Genomic DNA, 19,328 nt, shown 5'->3' on the forward strand with positions numbered 1-19,328 from the left:
GAGCCGCTTCCGATTCAGTGCGCCGGGGTTTCAGTGCTCGAGGCCTTCTTCCACGGGCTGACACCGAGCTTGCCCGTGGTGCCGAGGTCGAGCTCCGGCGTCACTGTCACGGCCCCGGCACCGGACTTGGTCCTGACCTGCACGTACGGGACGTTCGCAGCTATACCGCCACCCGTGGTGTTACGCCACACCAGGCCGGCGGACGCCGCCTCGCCCGGTTTCAGGGTCACCGGCCGGGGCGGCGCGTCGAAGCCGGCCACGGTGGCGATACTGCCGCTGCCGCGCAGGACCCGGATGCCGGAAACCGGTTTCCTGTCCTCGTCCAGCAGCTTGAGAAGCGGATAACCATTGAGGTGATAAGTGCGTTTTCCGCAGTTCCGCAGGCGTAGCCCCACCACGCGTAGCCCCATCGCCGCGTCGCCGGCATCTGCCGTGACGCGGACCCCGGAAGCCGGACAAGGCCCCGACTCGGCCGGGAACTCGTCCGACGGGACGCGCCTGACCTTGGCGATCCGCACCCGCCCCTGGCCGCCCATGACCGTCCGCCCGTCCAGGCGGACGGTACTCCGCACGGTCCCACCGGGCCGCACGGAAGCCACCGTCCGGTTCGTGTTCATCTGTACCCCTCCGGACTCGGACAGCAGGTCGAAGGTGACGGTATACGTGAACGGTTCGGCCTCCCGGTTGGTGACCTCGAAAGCGGCGGTAACCGATGACGGCGCGTCAGCGGTGGACCGGTCGCTGCTCATGCCGATGATCCTGACACCGTCCTTCGCCAGATCGGCGGGGTCACCAGGGATGCCCGGGCTGTCCGCCCCGCTGCCCCCGCCGCCCAGCGCCGAACGGTCACCCGCCGGCCCTGCGACCTCCGACCCGCACGCCGCCAGAAGCAGCCCATTCGCAAGAAACGCCATCAGGACAAGCGGAATGCTCGTACGCATCTTCCGTATCACCTTCGCCTCAGCCATCCCTGAATTGCACGGTCACCGTTAGGATTTGCCACACCCATATGACTGTCTGACGAACGATATGGACGGTCATGCGCCACAGAACCACGAAGCGGGGACAGCACATGCGGGAAGGCCGGTGGACGACGGTCACCGAGTCCGAGTTCGACCACGAGCGCCGCGGTCTGGAAGCCATCCGCGAGCAGTTGCCCGACGCCGACCCCTGGCGGGCCTGGTCGAACTTCACCTTCACCGCGAACACCGGGCACGTCCGGGAGGTCGACCTCCTCGTCATCGCGCCGGGCGGCGTCTGCATGATCGAGTTGAAGAACTGGCACGGCTCGCTCACCAGTGAGAACGGCACCTGGATACAGACCACGCCCAAGGGCCACCGCCGCCCGCATGGCAACCCGCTGCACCTGGTCAACAAGAAGGCCAAGGAGCTGGCGACCCTGCTCGGCCAGAACGGCAAGCGCGTGTGGGTCGGCGAGGCCGTGTGCTTCACCAACGACGGTTTACGCGTCCGGCTCCCGGCCCACGACCAGAATGGTGTCCACACCGTCGCCGAGCTGGTCGAGATGCTCAAGCGGCCACCGCGCGATGCGAGTCGGCGGATCGACGCGACCCGCTCCCGTGAGATCAAGAGCGCCCTGGAGCGCATCGGCATCCGCCGCAGCGACGCGGAGTACAAGATCGGCCCCTATCAACTGGAGCGGCGGTCCTTCGACTCCGGTCCGACCTGGGCCGACTACCTCGCCACCCACAGCGAGTTGCCCGAGGCCGCCCGTGTCCGCATCTACTTGCGCGAGCGCGGTTCGGATGCCTCCATCCGGCAATCGGTGGAGAACGCCGCCCGACGCGAAGCCGCGGTGCTGCGCCGCTTCCGCCACCCCGGTGCCGTACAGCTCAAGCAGTACGACCCGTCGGGCCACTCCGCAGGCCCGGCACTGATTTTCGACTACCACCCGCACACCCTGCGCCTGGATGAGTACTTGCTCCAGTACGGGGAGAAACTCGACGTCCTCGATCGCATGGCACTCGTGCGACAGTTGGCCGAGACGATGCGGTCAGCGCACTCCAGCCGCATCCACCACCGGGCACTGGCTGCCCGTTCCGTGCACGTCATTCCCCGTAACAGGGGCCGCCGAGGCCGGGCCGTCGGCGAAGAAGCCGCATGGCTGGCCCCGCACTTGCAGATCTCCGACTGGCAGATCGCCACGCAGCGCAGCAGCACCGACAGCTCCTCGGAAGGCCTGAGCCGGTTCGCACCGACGGCGCTGTCCGCGATGCACCTGTCCGACGGCTCCGACCCGTATCTCGCCCCCGAGCTCACCGCGCTCAACGCCGACCCGGTGTATCTGGATGTCTACGGCCTCGGCGTCCTCACCTATCTGCTGGTCACAGGCCAGGCACCGGCTGCCAGCCAAGCGGAGCTGGTGGCCCGCTTGGAGGCCGGTGAGGGGCTGCGCCCCAGTTCGCTGGTCGACGGCCTGTCCGAGGACATCGACGATCTGGTGCAGGCGGCCACCGCCTACCGCCCCGTGCAGCGGCTGTCCACCGTGGATGAGTTCCTGGAGATGCTGGAGCTGGTCGAGTCCACGCTCACCTCCCCGGCAATGGCACCCGCTCCGGAAGCCGCCGAGAAGGACGCGCTGGAAGCCGTCGCCGGCGACGTGCTGGGCGGCCGCTGGGAAGTCCGCCGCCGCCTCGGCACGGGGTCGACCAGCCGCGCCTTCCTCGTACGTGACCTGGAGGCCGAGGCGCGCGGCACCCGCCCGCTCGCCGTGCTCAAGGTGGCGCTCTCCGACAGCCGGGGCGAGATCCTGGTCCGCGAAGCCGCGGTGATGCGACAGCTGCGTCCCGCCTCGGGCGTCATCAGGCTCGTCGAGCCGGAGCCGCTGCGCCTCGGCGAGCGCACGGCCCTCGCGCTGGAGTACGTGGGCGACGAGCGCGCGGAGACCAGTGACAGCACCGAGCCGAGCACCCGTACCCGCCGTCGCGAGGAAACCGTCGCGCGTCAGCTGCGCGAGCGCGGCCGCCTCCCGATCGACCAGTTGGAGGCGTACGGCGACTACCTCTTTGGCGCCGTCGATTTCCTGGAGGGCGAGAGCGTCTGGCACCGCGACATCAAGCCGGACAACATCGCCATCCGCGTCCGCCCGAACCGCACTCGTGAGCTCGTCCTCATCGACTTCTCGCTCGCCGGCTACCCGGCGAAGGACTACGAGGCCGGCACGGAGGGCTATCTCGACCCCTTCATCGGCACGCTGACCCGCACCGCCTACGACTCACACGCCGAGCGGTACGCGGTCGCCGTCACCCTCCACCAGATGGCTTCCGGGGAGCTCCCGAAATGGGGAGACGGCTCGGTCCTCCCACGGATGACGGACCCGAAAGAGCTCCCCCACCCGGTCATCGCCGCGGACGCCTTCGATCCCGGAGTGCGGGACGGTCTGGTTGCCTTCTTCAAGAAGGCCCTCCACCGGGACGTCGCACAGCGATACCCCGAGCTCAAGCCGATGCGGGACGCCTGGAAAAAGATCTTCCTGGACGCCGCACAGACCGTGCCGTCCAGCCACCGGTCGTCCCACCACCCCGAGGCAACCGACCGGGCTCTGGCCCCCGGCGTCGCCGCCATCGCGGAAGCCGAGCCGCTCACCGCCGAGCAGCGGCGCGAGCAGCTCGCCGCGCAGGTGACCCGGGACACCCACCTCTCGGCCGCCGGCCTCACTCCGGCCGCGGAGTCCTTCCTCTACGGCCTCGGCATCAACACCGTCGGCGATCTCCTCGACCACAGCCGCCGCAAGCTCGTCAACGCGCCGGGCCTGGGCGCCAAGACCCGCAGCGAGGTGCAGCGCCGCCAGCGCGAATGGGGCGAGCGGCTGCGCGAGGCGCCGGTCTCACCACTGACCCCCCGCGGCCGGGCCGAGGCGAAGGAAGAGCTGGCGCAGCTCACGGCCGCAGAATCGGCGCTGCTCGGCACGCTCGCGACGACCGAGAGCGCGGGCGGCCTGTCCACCGCAACGCTCCGCTCGGTCAGCCTGGACACCCTCGCCACGCTCTTCGTCCCGGAGCTGAACAACAACGGCTCCAATCGCAACAAGGTCGACATGGTCCGGCTGCTCCTGCGGCTGCCCAACGAGCGTGGCGAGCTGCCCGACATCGGCGTCTGGCCCAAACAGAAGGACGTCGCGGACGTACTGGGCCTGTCGGCCGGGCGCATCCCGCAGATGCTCAAGGAAGAGCGCAAGCGCTGGAAGAAGCACCCGGCGATACAGGCACTGCGCGCCGACGTCATGGATCTCCTCGCCGGGCTGGGCCGGGTCGCCTCCGCCGTCGAGATCGCCGACGCTCTCGCCCTGCGGCGCGGCACGCAGCTGTCCGAACGTGAGCAGCGACGTGCGCTGGCGCTCGCGGCGGTACGGGCCGTGGTGGAGGTCGAGCAGCTCGAACCGATGGAGGCCGAGTTCCAGCACCAGCCCAACCGCAAGGCCACGGAAGAAGCCCTGGGCGCGGGCCTGCTCGCGCTGGACGTACGGGAGAACGACGCCCCCGACACCCCTACCGCCCCCGGCCTCCTCGACTACGCGACGCGTCTGGGCCGTACGGCCGACCGCCTCGCCAAGCTCGACACGCTGCCGACCGCGACGACGGTACTCAGCGAACTGGGCGCGCTCACCCCGCCGCCGGGAGCTATCGAGTGGGACGAGCGACGCCTGGTAGAGCTGGCGGCCGCGGCCTCGGTCAACGCCGCGGCAACCCCCCGCCTGGAGATCTACCCGCGCAATCTCCCCCTGGTACGCGCACTGCGCCTCACGCAGGCGGGCCTCGTGCGCCTGATCCCCGGCGTGCCGGAGGAGCGGCAGCCCGGCGTGACCGGCGAGGACGTGCACGAGCGCGTACGGGCCCGTTTCCCCGAGCTGGTCGTCGTCGGCCCCCGCGGCACCGCCACCCACGAGCTGCCGACCGGCGGCCCGCTGACCAAGGCGCTGCGCGACGCCGGCTTCGACCTCACGCTCTCCACCCGCAAGAACACGAAGACACTGCGCTATCTGCCCACGCGGATGGACAACGCGTCCAGCTACCTGACGACCGGTGCCGGCCGCCAGTCCACGGATACGGGCGAGGCGACCCGTTACTCCGACGACCCGCTCCTCGCCGGCGCGATCCGCGCCGAGGAACGTCTCACGGCGTCGGCCCAACGCGACGGATACCGCGTCCTGACGGTACGACAAGGCCTCGTCCGCGAGGCCGTACGGGAACTGGGCACCGGGGGCCGCATCGGCGCCCACGTCCTCTCAGTGACGGAACTATTCCTGGAGTCCATGCACGCCCTGGTCACCCCCGGCACGAAGCCGACATGGGAGACCCTGCTCAAGGCGGACGTGGCCGAGCCCGGGTCTCGGGGTGCGCTCAAGTTCGCCGAGTACGCACGGACGGCGTGGGGCGCGGTGGAGCCGCGGGTACGGGAGCTGCTGGAGACCGGTGCCGGTGTTGCTCTGGCTCCCGTCCTCCTCACCGAGGCCGCGGTCTTCGCGCGGTACGACGCGATGGGCGTACTGGACCGCCTCGCGGAGACAGCACGCCGCGGCGGCCGCGGCTTGTGGCTGCTCGTACCGCAGGGCGACCCGACCCGCGAACCGAAGCTGAGCCAGGCCGCAGTGCCGTACCAGGCGGGCCTGGGCGAGTGGATCGAACTCCCGGACTCGTGGGTCCAGAACGCGCACCGAGCGCATTCGGCGCCGGGGTCCGGCTCCTGACCCGCCTCCGAACCCGACTCTGCCGCCGACGATGTGCGGGCAACCAGGGCCGCAGTCACTGAGAACTGACAACTGAAATCTGAGCATTTCAGCACTTAGAACGACCCGAGGGAGACGCCAAGTGATCGACCGTAAGGCTCTGTTAGAGGACCTGAAGCGGCAGGTCAAAGCGGTCGAGGCGGACCTGGCGAAGCAGGTGAAGTTCGTCGAGGAAGGCATCCGCCTACGCGCCGAGTACGACCGGGCCCGCAAGCTCGGCCGTACGGCGGCGACGTGGAATGCATGGCTCGAAGACCGCGTCACGCAGGTCGCGGTGGCGTGGGTCCTCGGCACAGTCTTCGTCCGCTTCTGCGAGGACAACCATCTGATCCCGGAGCCGTATCTGACGTCCCCGGAGCCGGATCGCCACGACTTGGCACTGGCGCGCTACGAGGCGTACGTCGAGACGGATGCCGACCCGACGTTCCGCGGCTGGCTGGAGGCGGCGTTCGCGGAACTGGGCGCCGGCCAAGCGGGCCGCCTCCTGTTTGACCGCAAGCACAACCCGCTCTTCCAGATCCCGCTCTCCCACGATGGTGCGCGAGACCTGATCACCTTCTGGCGCGAGCACAACGAGTCCGGCGTCCTGATCCACGACTTCACGGACGAGCTGCGTGAGAACGGGGACGGCACGGAGGGCTGGGACACCCGCTTCCTGGGCGACCTGTACCAGGACCTGAGCGAGGCGGCGCGTAAAACGTACGCGCTCCTCCAAACCCCGGAGTTCGTAGAGGAATTCATCCTCGACCGGACGATGACCCCGGCGGTGCGGGAGTTCGGCTACCAGGGGTTAAGGATGATCGACCCCACCTGCGGCTCGGGCCACTTCGTACTGGGCGCGTTCCGCCGCCTCGTGCGCTTGTGGGCCGACGGCCAGCCGCACAAGGACGTACACGAGCGGGTCCGAGCCGCGCTGGATTCGGTACACGGCGTCGACCTGAACCCGTTCGCGGTAGCCATTGCACGCTTCCGCTTGCTGGTGGCAGCGATGGCAGCAAGCGGCGTCCGGACGATGGCGGAGGCCGCGAGATACGAATGGCCGATCCACCTGGCAGTAGGCGACTCACTCCTCAAAACACGGCAGTTGGAGTTAAGCCTATTCGATGAGACGAATGAGGACTCGCTAGCAGATTTCATCTATGCAACGGAGGACGTGCACGACCATTCAGGAATCCTACAGCCGGGACGGTATCACGTAGTGGTGGGGAATCCGCCGTATGTCACCGTAAAGGACAAGAGGCTCAATTCCTTGTATCGGGAGCTGTACGACGCTTGCGGAGGTTCATACGCACTGTCCGTGCCATTCGCCCAAAGATTCTTTGAACTCGCAAAACAAGGAAGCGCCAACGATCACAGCTACGGGCGAGTCGGCCAAATCACTGCTAACTCTTTCATGAAACAGGGATTCGGCTCAAAGCTGATCGAGGAGTACTTCGCTAACAAAGTTGAACTGACAGAGGTCATTGACACGTCTGGTGCGTACATCCCCGGCCATGGAACGCCGACGGTGATCCTCATCGGCACACCACGATCAGGCAAGGATCGCACAACCGCCATCCGAACTGTTCGCAGCGTTCAGGGTGAACCCGGTCCGCCGAAGAACGCCGAGAATGGATACGTATGGAAGTCAATCGTTAACCAAATCGACCACCCCGGTTCCGTTAGTCGATGGACAACCGTAGATGATCTCGACCGTGACCAGCACTTCGGAAGGCAGCCGTGGATCCTACTGGACGGCGGACTGGAGCTCGTTGAGGAGCTACAGGGCGCGAGCACAAAGAGGCTCCTTGACCTCGCGCATGACATAGGCGCTGGAGCCGTTCCGCGCGAACACGAAGCCTACGAGCTCGGTGAAGCTACGCTCCGAAGGCTCGACATATCCTCGAAGTATCAGCGGCCAATCGTAGCCGGTGCGGAGATTCGTGATTACCTTACATGGGACCCGATCACATCCCTTTGGCCCTACTCCAGCCAGGACCTGACCGCGGAGGCACCCGAGGCTGTGGAGCGCGCCCTTTGGCCGCGCAGAGTCCATCTATCCAGGCGTGTAGCTTTCGGAAAGGATCAGCTAGCCAGAGGGCTAACATGGTTCGAGTACTCCATGTTCTTCACGGAGCGATACCGGATTCCACTCTCTATCGCATACACCGTCGTATCGACAAACAACCAGTTTCTACTAGATCGAGGAGGTAAGGTATTCAAACAATCAGCACCTGTCATCAAACTACCAGAAGGAGCATCCGAGGAAACCCATATCGAGCTACTCGGATTACTTAACAGTTCCACCGCCTGCTTTTGGCTTCAGCAAATGAGCCACAATAAAGGCGAGGGAGGCGGAGCGCGAGTCGAGGCCGGATATGCCGCGATGGGTAGCGAATCCTGGAAGAACAACTACGAACTCACAGTCGCCAGGTTGCGATGCTTTCCTTTGCCTTCCTGCTGCCCCACTTCCTTCGCCGGCGCACTGGACTTCCTCGCACAGCAACTCGCCGCCCTTAGTCCGTCCGCCCTCGCCACCGAAGCCACCCCCACCGCCGCCACTCTCCGCGATGCGCGTGTCACCTGGCACTCCACCCGGGCTCGAATGATTGCACTTCAGGAGGAGTTGGACTGGCAGGTTTACTCGCTCTACCAGCTGCACTCCAACGATCTCCGCGTTTCAGAAGACCCCGACGACCCGAACATCCCTGAGCTTGCTCTCGGGGAGCGGGCGTTTGAGATTGTGCTGGCTCGGCGGGTGGCTGCTGGGGAGGCCAGTGGGGAGTGGTTTAAGCGGCATGGGTCTACGCCTATTACCGAGATACCCGAGCACTGGCCAGCCGCCTATCGGGAGGTTGTGCAGAAGCGGATCGATGCCATCGAGAGCAGCCGGGCCATTGGGATGGTTGAGCGGCCGGAGTACAAGCGGCGGTGGGCTACCGAGGGGTGGGATGCGCTGCAGGAGAAGGCCCTTCGGGGGTGGCTGCTCGACCGGATCGAGAAGCGTGAGCACTGGTTCGATGAGAATGAGATGCCCGCACTTGTAACGCTGTCACGGCTTATCGATGCGCTTTCGCGGGATGAGAACTTCGTTTCTGTTGCGAAGATTTACGCGCCTCGGAAGGAACTGCCGACCGTCGTCGCCGAATTGATGACGGACGAGCATGTGCCGTTCCTCGCTGCCCTGCGGTACAAGCCGAGCGGGCTGAAGAAGCGGGAGGACTGGGAGCACGTCTGGGAGCTTCAGCGGGAGGAGGACGCCGCGCCGGACGAGCCCACGAAGCGGAAGATCCGGGACTCCATTCCCGTGCCGCCGAAGTACACCTCGGCTGACTTCCTGCGCCCCTCCTACTGGCGCGCACGCGGCAAGCTGGACGTGCCCAAGGAGCGGTTCATCTCGTACGGGCAGACCAACGCGGCTACTCCTGACCTGTACGGCTGGGCCGGCTGGGACCACCGGGAGCAGGCATACGCCCTCGACGCGCACATCGCCTCCCACGAGGAGCTGACCAGTGAGCAGTTGACTCCCTTCTTGGCCGGGCTGTTGGAACTCCAGCCATGGCTGAACCAGTGGCATGGCGATTTCGATGCCGCCTTCGGCGCATCCCCCGCCGCGTTCTTCCGGGGCGACCGGCAGATGGTGCAGGGCGAGCACGGCCTGACCGATGATGACCTGCGTGCTTGGCGACCGGTCCCGGCGACTCGTGGACGTCGTACCACCAAGAAGTGACCCGCTGAGCACACCACCAACGGCCCCCGCGATCAGCAAATCGTGGGGGCCGTTCTACTGGCGGCACCGTTGGAGCGCTTCAGACGGTCAACTGACCTTCCTTGACGGCGGCAACGAAGGACGCCCAGTCGTCCGCCGGGAACACGAGCATCGGGCCGTCCTGGTTCTTGCTGTCCCGTACTGGCACGACACCGGTGTAGTCGTCGGAAACCTCCACGCACTCGCCGCCGTCCTGATTGCTGTAGCTGCTCTTGCGCCAGGTTGCGGTACTCAGGTCGATGGATCGCACGGCACTTCCTCCAAGATACGCAGGACGAACTTCCGCGACTCGGCCGAGGACAACGCCAGGTCGCGCACCGCATCGTATGCGAGCTGCAACTTCTCGACCGGCTGTGTTTCCTCGATGAGTTCGCCCCGGTAGCCGTTTTCCGTGTACGCCACAGTACGCCCCTCGGGGAGGCGTAGGAACATGACGGCAGCCCCCATCAAGCCGTGCATTCCCGCGCTGTGCGGCAGTACGTGAACTATGAGGTTCGGGCGTTCTGCCGCCTCCGCCAGATACTCCAGCTGCCCCCGCCACTCTCCCGAATCCCGCGGGGCCGTGCGCAACACCGCCTCCGACAGGATCGTACGGAAGGGCGGGGCATCCTCCCCTTCCAGCAACTCCCGCCGCCCCATCCGCGCCCCAACCTGCTGCTCCAGCTCCGGCCCCTTCAGTCCGCCGGCCGCGAGTACCTCTCGCGCATACCCCGGCGTCTGGAGCAAGCCCGGCAGGACGCTCACCGCGAAGTGCCACAGGCTCACCGCCTCAGCCTCCAGCGCCATGTAGCGCCGGTACCGCTCGCGGAACTGTTTGTGGTCACCCGCTGCCAGCTCCCACAGCGCCAGCAACAGACCCGGCGTTTCGTAGTGCTGGTCCAGGGCTTGTACGACCTCCGGACCGCCGAGCGTCTCACCGTTCTCCATCTTGCCGAACAGCGACCAGTCCCAGCCGAGCCGGTCGCCGAGCGGCCGCAGGCTGTAGCCCTTCTGCATCCGGAGCGACCGCAACTCCTCCGCGAACCGTTGACGTGGCTCCTGGCTCCGCCCCGTGATGACCCGTCTCGGCGGCATAGGCGCTCCCCTTCGTACATGTGCGTACGCGTCCGTGGAAGGTGTGGAACTACCGCCGTACGGCGGGGAAGCACAGCTCGCCCGAGGTGCCCGCGGCCTTCTCCGGATACATGCTCGCAATGCCCTCGCTACGCACAGTAATCCACGTCGTGCGACCAGGGCAGCGGAACAACCAAACGGCAGTGGACGACAGAGGGAGAAGGCCCATGACCGCGACAGCCCAAGCAAAGGTGCGGGAAGCCCTGGAGGCCCGCGACGCGCTTGCCGCAGCGTTGCGACAAGCGGGCATCCAGTTGCCCGCAATGGACATCCGCACCCCCTGGGCGGGCGAGGCGCGGTACGCCCTCGTGCAGCTGGGGGTGTGCTCGGCTCCCGTCGCTCTCGCACTGGCGGACGTGATCAGGAACGGGGCCGCCAGGTGACAAGCTCCAGGGGTGAGTACCCCGCTGTCGGCGAAGCCGTTCGGGATGTCGCCTGCGACCGCTTCGGCGTGGTGATGAGCAGTCACGGCACGTACATGCAGCTGCGCCCGCTCAGCGGCGGTCGTGATTGGGACGCAGAGCGGGACTGCGTCGAACCCATTGGACAGGCGGAGTTGCTGAGCGCCCGTCTCACCGAGGTCAACGCGCGCAGCCGGAAAGAGTCCGGACGAAGTTGAGGGAAGGGCGGAGGGCTGGAGGCGGCAAGGCCCCGAGAGGCTTCCGCACCCACTCTCCCGCCCCGGCCCTCGCGCCCCCGCGACACCGTTCCCGCTGGCCCGTTCGTCGCTGACGGCGGGTCAGCCGCCGTCAGTTCAGGGTGCGATGCTGTGGGCAGAGTTTCAGGAGATTCCCATAAGGCGCTTGGCGTGCAGTGTGGATATCGGACAATGTCATGAAGAGACTTGACCTACGTACAACAGAACGCCATGTCGCACGGCACCACTCCGGGCCACACAACGCCGCACCGCAAGCACCACGGACCGCGTCGCCGTACGCCGTCAGAAGGAGAGCGAGACCCGCAATGGCCCAGCAGCCGCCACTGCTCCGCGATGTCATCGACATCAAGGAGTCCATTTCCACCTCGGACTTCGTCCTCCAGCTGTCCGAGGCGACGTCTCCCGGGGGCGCCGAGCACGCGCTCAGGGACTACGTCGTCACGGAGCGGCTGCTGGAGAACTTCGACGAGGCGCTCGGCCTCATCAAGTCCGCTCTGGACGGGCACACTTCCAAGGCGGCCTACCTGCACGGATCGTTCGGTTCGGGTAAGTCGCACTTCATGGCGGTGCTGCATGCGCTGCTCAGCGGGGCCCCGGCGGCACGTTCGCGGGCCGACTTCGACCCGGTGCTCGCCAAGCACGAGTGGCTCGGTACGGACGGGAAGAAGTTCCTGCTCGTGCCGTACCACATGCTCGGGGCCAAGGCGCTGGAGCAGCGCGTCCTCGGTGGTTACGTCAGCCACGTGAAGAAGCTGCACCCGGAGGCACCGATACCGCAGGTGTACCGGACGGACTCGCTCTTCGAGGACATCCGGGCACTGCGGTCCCGGCACGGGGATCAGTTCATCATCGACGGGCTCGCGGCAGCCGACGGGGCGGACGCCGGGGGCGAGGACGACGAGTGGGGCGAGTCCTTCGCCTGGTCGCCGGAGTTGGTGGACAGTGCGCTCGGGGCCGAGGAGGTGCATGAGTCGGGGCAGGCGCTGAACCTGGTAAGTCCGTCGACGCCGGCCGAGCTGCGGGCGCGGCTCGTGCAGGATGCGAGTACGAATCTGCTGCCGGGCTTCGCGAAGAACGCCATCGAGGACGAGAACGGGTTCATCTCACTCGACGCAGGACTGTCGGTGATCGCCGAGCATGCGAAGTCGATCGGCTACGACGGGCTGATTCTCTTCATGGACGAGCTGATTCTGTGGCTCGCCACGCTCATTCATGATCAGAAGTTCGTGGCCCGGGAAGCCGGCAAGATCACGAACTTCGTGGAGGGTGGCGACGCACGCCGCGCCATTCCGGTGGTCTCCTTCATCGCCCGCCAGCGTGACCTGCGCGAGCTCGTGGGTGAGGAGGTGTCCGGTGCGGCGGAGTCGTCCATCCAGGACACCCTGAACCTGGCGTCGGGCCGCTTCGACAAGATCACGTTAGAGGACCGCAACCTCCCGCAGATCGCGCACGCCCGGCTTCTCCAGCCCAAGAGTGTGGAGGCGGCCGCGCTCGTCAACGCCGAGTTCGAGAAGACGCGGAAGGTCCGCCAGGAGGTGTGGGACACCCTTCTCGGCTCCGATCGTGGTGCCGACGGGGTCGGTGCGGATGAGGAGAGTTTCCGGCTTACGTACCCGTTCTCGCCTGCGTTCATGGACACCCTCGTTCATGTGTCGTCCGCGCTGCAGCGGAACCGGACCGGTATGAAGCTGATGGGCCAGCTGCTGGCCGATCACCGCCACGAGCTGCGCCTGGGCGACCTGATCCCGGTGGGCGACCTTTACCCGCTGATCACCTCGGGCGGCGACAAGCCTTTCACCGACAGCCTGAAGGTCGTCTTCGAGGCGGCCGACAAGCTGTACCGCACCAAGCTGCGGCCGTACCTCCTCGCCACGTACAACGTCTCGGAGGAGGACGTCGAGCAGTACATCCACCGTCCCGAGAGCATCACCGACCAGGAGTTGCGGGGGCGGGTGAAAACCTTCGTCGGGGACAACAGGATCATCGGGACTCTGCTGCTCTCCGCGCTTGCGCCCAGCGTGCCGGCCCTTGCCGATCTGACGATCCGGCGGCTCTCCGCGCTCAACTACGGCTCCGTTGTCGCACCGATCCCCGGGCGCGAGTACGGCATCCTGAAAAACAAGGTGGCCGAGTGGGCGGGCCGCTTCCCGGAGATCAAGGAGACCGGCACCGACGCCAACCCGGGTGTCCGGCTGGAGCTCTCCGGCGTCGACGTGGACTCGGTCATCGCCAACGCCAACGTCAACGACAACCCGGGCAACCGTCTCGCGCTCGCCAAGCGACTCCTCGCGGAGGAACTGGGCATCGAACAGGGGCAGCTGATCGACGAGCTGCACTTCGTGTGGCGCGGCACGAACCGCAGCGTCGAGGTCGTCTTCGGGAACATCGCGGACGAGGACGAGCTGCCCGACCACGACCTGGTACCCCAGGAGGAGGGGCGTTGGCGGATAGCCGTCGATCTGCCCTTCGACGAGGGCGCGTACGGGCCCGTGGACGACGTCAACCGCATGCGGCGGCTGCGGGACCGGCAGCAGGGCGAGCGGTCGCGCACCGTCGCCTGGCTGCCGGCGCACCTCGCCGGCCAGCGGTACGCGGACTTCCGGCGGCTCGTCGTCATCGACAAGGCGCTCGCCGACGAGCAGCGCTTCGACACCCAGTACGCCGGCCACCTCAACGCCGACAACCGGGCCCGTGCCAAGGGGCTGCTGGAGACCCAGCGGGAGTCCCTGCTCAAGAACGTCAGAGCCGCCTTCAAGCAGGCTTACGGCCTCGCCGACAAGAAGGCCACGGACGTGGAGCTGGGCTTCGACGACCACCTGGAGTCGCTGCGGGAGGTCGACGGGCTCACGCTCTCCTTCGGCCAGTCGCTGCACGACGGCGTGCGGCACATCGCGGGCAGACTGCTGGCCAGTCAGTACCCGGACCATCCGGATCTCGACCCCGAAGGCAACGGTCCTGCCGTCAGGCCCGCCGATGCCCGCAAGGTGTTCACCCACATCCAGGCCGCGGCCGAGGCCCGGGACCGGCGTACGGAGGTTCCGGCCGGTGACCGCAGGCTGATGCAACGGCTGGCCGGGCCGCTGCGGCTCGGCCAACAGAAGGAGGCGTACTTCGAGCTGTCTCTTTACTGGGCGGACCACTTCCGGCAGCTGGCGCGCGAGCGGGGTGTCACCGGTGACCTCTCCCTGATCCCCCTCACCGACTGGACCGACGCGCCACAGCCGCGTGGGCTGCCCGACTTCCTCGCCAAGTTGGTCGTGGCGTCCTTCGCCGAGATGGACGACCGGGTATGGGTCCGGGGCGGCATGCCGCTCGACCCGGCTCCCGAGCTGTCGCAGATCAAGGACCATGACGCGCTGCGTAGCCAGCCGCTGCCCTCGGAGGAGGACTGGGAGACGGCCCGGCAGCGCTTCGAGACGGTCTTCGGGCAGAAGGCACCCGCGCTACGGCGCGGCCGCATGGTCAACCAGTTCGCCCGCCAGATCACCGAGCAGGCGCGCACCCACCAGGAGCCGGCCGCAGAACTCGTACGGCAGCTGGAGGAACACGCCGTATTCCTGCAGCTCGACGATGCCGACGAAACGGGCCGCCTCGCCCTCGCCCGGCGCGCCGTCGACCTGCTCAAGGTCCTCGTACAAGCGGCGGGCCAGGGTGCGGCCGGAGCCAGGAAGACGGTGGAAGCACTTGCCGCCTTCGACCTCGGCCCGGTGACCGCCGAGGCCTGCGGGACGTCCCTCACCAAGGCGCGAGCGGTGGCCGAGGCGCTGGCCTCGGCGTCGTGGAGCACCCTGGACCTGGCCTCGGCCGAGGGCCCGGAAGGGGAGGCTCTCCTTGAGTCGCTGCGGAACGTCGCTCGCGACGTGCAGCGGCCCAGCAACGACCTGCAAGGTGCCCTGGTACGCACGCAGCGCGAGGTACTGGCCCTGGTGAAGCGCAACCGTGCGGCGGCCACACCACCCCCCGCGCCCACTCCTGCACCACCGCGTGCCGGTGACGTGCCGCTGACCACGGAGACCAGCCACCCGCCTGTTTCCGAGACGGCGTCCCCTTCGGCCGCCTCCGGGAAGGGTCGGGCGGGGCGTGGCCGGCGTTCCGGCGGAGGAGTGACGACGGCCGCCCGCGCGGTGTCCGAACTGCGCGCGGAGCTGGCCGAGCTGGCGTCGAGAGACCCCGGTGCCACCATCGAGATCACTTGGCGGGTGATCGACTCATGAGCGCTGCAGCCACCACGGTCGCCGTACGACTGAACCTGGCGACCGTCACTCAGTACCTGTCCTCCCGCACCTCGCTCGTCGCCTCCCTCACCGGCAGTGGCAAGCGCCGGGCGGTCCTGCTGCGCTCCGCGCCGCAGTGGGACGGTCCCGCAGAGCCCGTGTGGGGCGATGGGCAGACGGCGCGTGTCGCGACCGGGCCGTCGCCGCTCGCCGTCCACGAGCTGGTCCTGGACCATCTCGCGGAAGGGGCGACGGGACCGGCCGTCCTTGTCGTACTCACCGATCGCGAGCAGAAGGAACTCGACCCGGCGATCCTGGCCCGCGCCCACAAACAGGGCGTCGAGGCCGTGGACAGCTGGGACGTGGTCCGCGAGGCGTTCGGTGCCCAACAGGTCGATCCCCGCCTCAAGGATGCCAACTGGGCAGCGGAGGCGCTGCTGGACGCTACCCCGCCGGGTGGCTGGCCGCCCCTCGCAGGCGGCATCCTGTCCCGACGTACGGCCCTGTCCGCTCTGGCGCTGCGCCGGCTGCGGCTGGGCCGGTACGACACCGAAGCAGGCCGCTCGAGCAGTGCCCGCGCGGGCGACAGCCTCGACACCCATGCCCTGCTCGGCTGGTCCCTGACCCCCGGCGGGCCGGAGCGGCTGCTCGAACTGCGTGGCCCGGAACGCGCCGGTTTGGCGGCGTTCCTCGGTGAGGAGGACCAGGCCGGTCCGGGCGGGCGAGCGCTGCTGGCGCTGGCCGACGCCGAGCATGGTCCGGAAGCGGTGGCCTTCGGCCTGGTGTGCGCGGCGCTGTGGCTGCACGCCGAGCCGGACGCCGTCACGTACCGGGCGCGGGGGCGTGCCGAGCGCTGGTTCGGGGAGCAGCCGCCGGCCGCCGGTGAACAGCTCGACGCCTTGGTGTCCGCCTTCGGACGGGCGTCGGAGGAATATCTCTGCGCGCTGCTGGCCTCCGCGGCACGCGGCACGGGCGACACCACGGAAGGCGCCCGTGAGGCACGGCGGATCAGTGACACGGTCCTGGACCGGGCGTCCGCGCTGGTCCGCCAGTTCGGCGCGGAGGCCGCCGCCCAGGCGAGTCCGGTGCTGGCAGCCGGCCTGGAGGCCAGGTTCGCGGCCGTCGGCCGGGCGCTGGCCTCGGAGCGGCCTCTTGCCGTCGCCGAGGCGGTCCGCGCCCTGAGTGCCCACAAGCGTGCCGATGCACCGGAGGCCCGGGCGCGTCTGGAGCGGACCCGGATGGCTCAGCGACTGGCCCAATGGCTGGCCACGGAGCCGGCCGTCGAGTCCGAGACGGTGGCTGCCACCATCCAGCGCCAGGTCGCCGAGACCGGTTGGGCGGACAGCGCGCTGGATCACATCGAGGCGGGCGGGGACCCCGACCCCGTACTCAAGGCCGCCTACGACAAGCTCTGCGTACGGGTCCGGCAGCGGCGGCACGAGATCGACCGCGCCTTCGCCGGCACCCTGGCCGGCTGGACAGCCGCGGGTACGCCGCCCCGCACGATGCTGACGGTGGAGACGTTCCTCGACCGGGTCGTGAAGCCGGTCGTACGAGGCGGGGACGGCCGACGTGTACTGCTGATCGTCCTGGACGGGATGAGCGCGGCCATCGCCGGCGAGCTCGGTGAGGACCTCCGCTCGTCCTGGGCGGAGTTCGATCCGGTGAACGAGGGCGCGCCGCGCCGTCGCGCGATGGCTGCTGCCCTCCCCACGCTGACCGCGGTCTCCCGTACCTCCCTGTTCGCGGGGAAGCTGATGACGGGGACGCAGGCCGACGAGGAGCGGCTGTTTCCCGCCCACGGGTTCTGGGGCGGGGCGCCGGCCGCCGTGTTCCACAAGGACGACCTGCGGGCCGAGAGCGCCGGAGACACGTTCGGTCCGGCGCTCACCGAGGCGCTCGCCGACGAGCGGACCCATGTCGCCGTGGTCCTGAACACCATCGACGACCGGCTCGCCAAGGAGCAAAAGCTCGGCGACGGGGCCTGGCACATCGACGAGATCGGCTCGCTGCAGGACCTGCTGCGGGTCGCTGCTGCCCAGGGCATGGCAGTGATCCTGACCAGCGACCACGGTCATGTCGTGGACCGGCACGGCGTCAGGCAGGAAGCGGCCACCGTGCCGGAGTCCGCCCGCCACCGCGCTTCCGGCGGGGCCCTGGGCAGCACCGAGATCACACTCTCCGGGCCGCGCGTGGTCTCCCCCGAGCCCGGTGCCTCGTTCGTCGCCCTGTGGGACGCGGACACCCGCTACACGGCTCGCAAGGCGGGATATCACGGCGGGGCGTCGCTCGCCGAGTTCGCCATCCCGGTCCTCGCGTTCCTGCCGTTCGGTGCCCCGCCGCCCAAGGACTGGCGAGAGCTGGGTGACCAGCGTCCGTCCTGGTGGTTCCTGGACGGGCAGCCACCCGCGCCTGCCGCGGTGCGGGCCGAGGCAGCCGTGGTGCCGCAGAAGCCGGGCCGCCAGCAGCAGAAGCCGACGAAGGCGCAGCTGGAACTGGCCGAGACCCATGAGTCGCTGTTCGACGTCGCCCCCTCCGTACCGACGTACGAGGGGGACGCGGCCCGGGGCGACACCGCGCCGCCGGTCGCTCCGGACGAGGCGCTGGTCGCCGCGCTCTTCGACTCGGAGGCATTCCGGGACCAGGTGGGCCTGCTCGCCCGCAAACCGCCGACGGACAAGGTCGAGAAGGCGCTGCGTGCCCTTCTCGACGCGGGTGGCACACTCCCGGTGACCGCCGTGGCACAGCGCGCCGATCACCCGGCCGGCCGTGCCGACGGCTTTGCAGCGGTCCTGCGTCAGCTCCTCAACTACGACGGCGTCCAGGTCCTGGAAACGCTCCCGGACGGGCGAACCCTGCGACTCCATACCGGTCTGCTGCGGGAGCAGTTCGGGCTCGACTGAGCCCGCTCACAGAGGAGCGTCCCTGGGGCTGCCGTGCTAGCCTCGGCTCCAGGGACGTCGTCAGAAATTCAGATCACAGACGCCCGGTTCGCCTCAGGCCCCGCGGATGCGGGGCCTTTGTGCTGCTCACAAGGCGCCCAAAGGTGCTGGTGAGCGACGTGCGGGGCGATGAAGGACCACAGCTTTTCGTTTGCCTTGCGTGCACGGGCATCGCCGTCCTGGCCGCTGATCAGCCGTCGATGCAGGTACGCGATCAGGTCAGCAGCCTGCAGCAGACGGCTCGCCTTCGAAGGCGCGAAGTGAATGGTGTCGACGAGGCACGGAAGCGTGCTGCTGATGCCCCCGCCGGTGCCCACGGACTGGTAGTCGCGGAAATGACGGCGATGATCATCGGCGCCGTCGATCTCGTCGGCGATCACCAGGGCAAGCTCGTCACGGTTCTCCACCTGGTCACAGATCTGCTCCAGCAGATGCCGCAGCACCACTTGGTGAGGCGGCGGAAGGGACTCGTCACAGGGTCGATGTGCCCAGTACGCGCGCAGATCGAGTCCTCGGACGATCACCTGTACGTCATGCGCACCGATCGCCTTCATCGCGTCCCCGTAGACACCGATCCGGGCCCGGATCATGTTGCTGCCCTTGCGGCCCATTCGCTGCCAGTCGTCCCGGGCCTGCACCAGGGCGTGCCCGTGCAACTCGGCATCCCGGCCGACCGGGTAGCTGTCTGCTGCTTTCTGCACGACCGAGTCGAGGGCCCGGTGCAGCGGCCGCAAGTGCTTCTCGGCCACCATGAGGGCGACCATCCAGTAACAGTCGTTGTCGTACGACTCGTCGACGTAGGTCAGCAACACAGAGTGAGTGTTTCACAGAGCAACTCTTCGGAACTCTTGAGTCCGGCGGTGCCGCGGAGGCCGTCGGGCACGCGGCGCCATTTCAGTGCGGATGG

Annotated in this window: 9 protein-coding genes; 5 read left to right on the forward strand and 4 right to left on the reverse strand. The window is 68.0% G+C overall.

Features of this window, described 5'->3' with window-relative positions:
• Window positions 1-14 precede the first annotated feature (14 nt).
• Window positions 15-968, reverse strand: coding sequence for a DUF4232 domain-containing protein (locus tag ABZ840_RS26445; protein ID WP_361562891.1), 954 nt, complete (start codon window positions 966-968; stop codon window positions 15-17).
• Between the two features lie 104 nt (window positions 969-1,072).
• Between ABZ840_RS26445 and pglW the strand changes: the two genes are divergently transcribed.
• Entirely contained in the window at window positions 1,073-5,707 is a 4,635-nt protein-coding gene (gene pglW, locus ABZ840_RS26450; RefSeq protein WP_361563128.1) for a BREX system serine/threonine kinase PglW, read from the forward strand.
• Between the two features lie 121 nt (window positions 5,708-5,828).
• Entirely contained in the window at window positions 5,829-9,455 is a 3,627-nt protein-coding gene (gene pglX / locus ABZ840_RS26455) for a BREX-2 system adenine-specific DNA-methyltransferase PglX (protein ID WP_361562892.1), read from the forward strand.
• Between the two features lie 79 nt (window positions 9,456-9,534).
• On the opposite strand, the gene ABZ840_RS26460 is transcribed toward pglX, so the two are convergent.
• Together ABZ840_RS26460 and ABZ840_RS26465 are read right to left on the reverse strand one after the other, a co-directional pair.
• Window positions 9,535-9,744, reverse strand: a complete 210-nt coding sequence (locus ABZ840_RS26460; RefSeq protein ID WP_361562894.1) for a DUF397 domain-containing protein — start codon at window positions 9,742-9,744, stop codon at window positions 9,535-9,537.
• Window positions 9,726-10,568 carry a helix-turn-helix transcriptional regulator gene (locus tag ABZ840_RS26465; protein ID WP_361562896.1) on the reverse strand — a complete coding sequence of 281 codons (843 nt, stop codon included), beginning with the start codon at window positions 10,566-10,568 and terminating at the stop codon, window positions 9,726-9,728. The genes ABZ840_RS26460 and ABZ840_RS26465 overlap by 19 nt, the downstream gene beginning before the upstream one ends.
• Window positions 10,569-10,774: 206 nt before the next feature.
• Here ABZ840_RS26465 and ABZ840_RS26470 point away from each other — a divergent pair, with 206 nt between their 5' ends.
• The 3 genes from ABZ840_RS26470 (at window position 10,775) to pglZ (ending at window position 18,382) form a co-directional block, all read left to right on the forward strand.
• The gene (locus tag ABZ840_RS26470; RefSeq protein WP_361562898.1) at window positions 10,775-10,990 is read left to right on the forward strand and encodes a hypothetical protein; all 216 of its coding nucleotides are present in this window, start codon (window positions 10,775-10,777) and stop codon (window positions 10,988-10,990) included.
• Between the two features lie 580 nt (window positions 10,991-11,570).
• The gene (locus tag ABZ840_RS26475) at window positions 11,571-15,479 is read left to right on the forward strand and encodes a phage resistance protein (protein WP_361562899.1); all 3,909 of its coding nucleotides are present in this window, start codon (window positions 11,571-11,573) and stop codon (window positions 15,477-15,479) included.
• Window positions 15,476-18,382, forward strand: a complete 2,907-nt coding sequence (pglZ, locus tag ABZ840_RS26480) for a BREX-2 system phosphatase PglZ (RefSeq protein ID WP_361562901.1) — start codon at window positions 15,476-15,478, stop codon at window positions 18,380-18,382. Before ABZ840_RS26475 ends, pglZ begins: the two co-directional genes overlap by 4 nt.
• A 68-nt stretch (window positions 18,383-18,450) precedes the next feature.
• Here pglZ and ABZ840_RS26485 read toward each other — a convergent pair whose 3' ends face one another.
• Window positions 18,451-19,233: a DUF3800 domain-containing protein gene (locus ABZ840_RS26485; RefSeq protein ID WP_361562902.1), complete on the reverse strand. Its 783-nt coding sequence runs from the start codon at window positions 19,231-19,233 to the stop codon at window positions 18,451-18,453.
• Window positions 19,234-19,328 lie beyond the last annotated feature (95 nt).

The organism is Streptomyces sp. NPDC047117, from assembly GCF_040643545.1.
GTDB lineage: Bacteria > Actinomycetota > Actinomycetes > Streptomycetales > Streptomycetaceae > Streptomyces.